Here is a 2,576-nt window from a genome sequence, read left to right as displayed (position 1 = left end):
TGAATTGACGGAAGCGGTGTTGATGATGGTCGCGCCGGGCTTCATCAGAGGGAGCGCCGTCTTTGTTATCCAGAACATCGCATAGAGATTGGTCTTCAGCGTGCGGTCGAACTGTTCGAAGGAAATCTCATCGATCGACTTCTTCGACTGCTGGTAGGCCGCATTGTTGACGAGGATGTCGATCCCGCCGAGCTTGCGCACCGCTTCCGCCACGAGATCCTCACAAAAGGCCTGTTCGGTGATGTCCCCAGGCAGCAGAATGAGCTTGTGGCCCTCGGACTTGGCAAGTTCGGCCAAGTCCCTCGCGTCCGGCTCCTCAGTGGGGAAATAGTTGATGGCAACGTCCGCGCCTTCGCGCAGAAAGGCTATGACCGCAGCGCGCCCAATGCCGGAGTCTCCGCCCGTCACCAGCGCCTTCCGTCCCTCCAGCCGACCTGAGCCACGATAGGATTTCTCGCCGCAATCGGGCACGGGCTTCATGTCGCGCTGCAGCGCTGGCCAATCCTGCCGCTGTTCGGGAAACGGTCTGTCGGTGAATTTCTTAACAGGATTGGCATTGGCCGGCTTCGGGGCAGAATTCGTCATGGTGTCTCTCCTTTCCGGAAGAAACTGGCGAGTTCGATGAAGGTTCATCCCAAGAGCTGAGTTTCGCACGGAACATCTGGCGACCGGGGAAGTTGCCCGACCACGTCTCACGATGGAGGCGCAATCACCAGGAGGAAGACATGGCTGCGAAACAGCGAGGCTCGACGAAGGGCCTGAACGAACTTTTTCACGATACTCTCAAGGACATCTATTTCGCCGAGAAAAAGATTCTCGCGGCATTGCCCAAGATGGCCAAGGCGGCGCAGAGTCCGGACCTCAAAGCAGCGTTCGAGAAACATCACGGTCAGACCCAGGAACACGTTTCGCGCCTTGAAGAGGTCTTTGAGGCGATCGGCAAGAAACCGCAAGGCAAGACCTGCGCTGCGATCGTCGGCATCACCGAGGAAGGCGCCGAGATCATGGAGGACTACAAGGGCGCCCCGGCGTTGGATGCCGGTTTGCTTGCCGTGGCCCAAGCCGTCGAACACTATGAGATATCGCGCTATGGCACGATGAAAACCTGGGCGTCGGAGCTGGGGCTCGACAAGGCTGTGTCGCTGTTCGATCTGACACTCGGCGAAGAAAAAGACACCGATGCTACGCTGACAAAGCTTGCGGAATCAGGCGTCAATGCCATCGCCGAGCTTCAATAATCCCAGCGCCAGGGGGCCCGGCAATCCATGCCGCTTTGCCGGGCTCCGCGAAACAAGACTGGTCGGCAGACCCGACAGCCTGATGCTGATGACCTGCTGAAACGCGACAATCCGGAGAATATCCCTCCACACCGACGAGCCTTAGCGAACGGCTGTACAATCAAATGTTGGTGCAGTTCCCTGGAATCGCCGGCATCATGCGTTGGTGACAAGGAACCGCGCCGACTGGTGGCCGTTTATTAGCGTTCCCTGTTGAACCGATGGCACGCCGTTGATGCAGCGCAGTCGCCCACAATCGATCCTGCAAGCCGTGCTGATCGTGGCAATCGGCTCGACGGCAGTTCCTCTATTTCTCGAACACTTCTACGGCCCACGCCCTGAATTCCTGGTTCTTGGACCGGCGCTTGCCATTTGCGGAGGGTCGATTGCCGTATTGCTGATCTGGAGAGGCAAAACATGACCGATGCCAGTGCACGGGTCGAAAAAGAACAGAGCAATATGCTCGCCAAGGGACCGTTCCAGAAATTCTTGAAAACCATAGGTCCCGGCTTCATCACCGGCGCTTCCGACGACGATCCGTCAGGCATCGGCACCTATAGCCAAGCCGGCGCTCAACTCGGCTTCTCGGTCGGCTGGGTGATGCTCTTCACCTTTCCGCTGATGGCGGCGATACAGGAGATCGCGGGCCGCATCGGCCGAACGACGGGAGAAGGCATTTCGGGAAACTTGCGACGCAATTATCCGATTTCGCTGCTTTATTTCGTGGTGGCGCTGCTCTTCATCGCCAACGTGATCAATATCGGCGCCGATCTCAGTGCCATGGCCGACGCGCTGACCCTGCTCGTCGGCGGGCCAAGCGCCGTCTATGTCGTGCTCTTTGCTGCCGTCTGCGTGGTGGCGATCGTTTTCCTGCACTACAGCCGCTACGTTACCGTGCTCAAATGGACCACGCTCAGCCTCTTCGCTTATGTCGTGGCGATGTTCACCGCGCATGTGCCCTGGGGTGAGGCAGCCAAGGGCTTGTTCATTCCGACGGTCCAGTGGAACGGCACCTATTTCACCACGCTGCTGGCGATCCTCGGCACGACCATCTCTCCTTATCTATTCTTCTGGCAGGCCTCGCAGGAGGTCGAAGAGGAGGAACTGAAACCTTCCGCCAAGCCGCTGAAATGGGCGCCTTGGCAGGCCTCGAAGGCCTTCCGCCGCATCCGCGCCGACACGATGGTCGGCATGGCCCTGTCGAACATCATCGCCATTGCCATCATCTTCACGACGGCCGCAACGCTGCACAAGGCCGGGGTGACGAACATCGCATCCTCCACCGATGCCGCAAAGGCG

The 2,576-nt window shown here is 58.9% G+C and carries 3 protein-coding genes; 2 read left to right on the top strand and 1 reads right to left on the bottom strand.

Annotated features, from left to right (window positions below; genetic code table 11):
- Positions 1-585, bottom strand: a 585-nt coding sequence (locus J0I79_RS34775) for an SDR family NAD(P)-dependent oxidoreductase (RefSeq protein ID WP_292870644.1), incomplete at its 3' end; no start/stop codon positions are given.
- A 140-nt stretch (positions 586-725) separates the two neighbouring features.
- On the opposite strand from J0I79_RS34775, the gene J0I79_RS34770 reads away from it, so the two are divergent.
- Positions 726-1,238, top strand: coding sequence for a ferritin-like domain-containing protein (locus J0I79_RS34770; protein WP_292870647.1), 513 nt, complete (start codon positions 726-728; stop codon positions 1,236-1,238).
- Positions 1,239-1,694: 456 nt separating this feature from the next.
- On the top strand, positions 1,695-2,576 hold an 882-nt coding region (locus J0I79_RS34765; RefSeq protein WP_292870641.1), incomplete at its 3' end, for a divalent metal cation transporter.

Source organism: Mesorhizobium sp., assembly GCF_017306585.1.
Lineage (GTDB): Bacteria > Pseudomonadota > Alphaproteobacteria > Rhizobiales > Rhizobiaceae > Mesorhizobium.
Note: the sequence above shows the minus strand (reverse complement) of the source record. Positions and strands in the feature narration are given on the sequence as shown.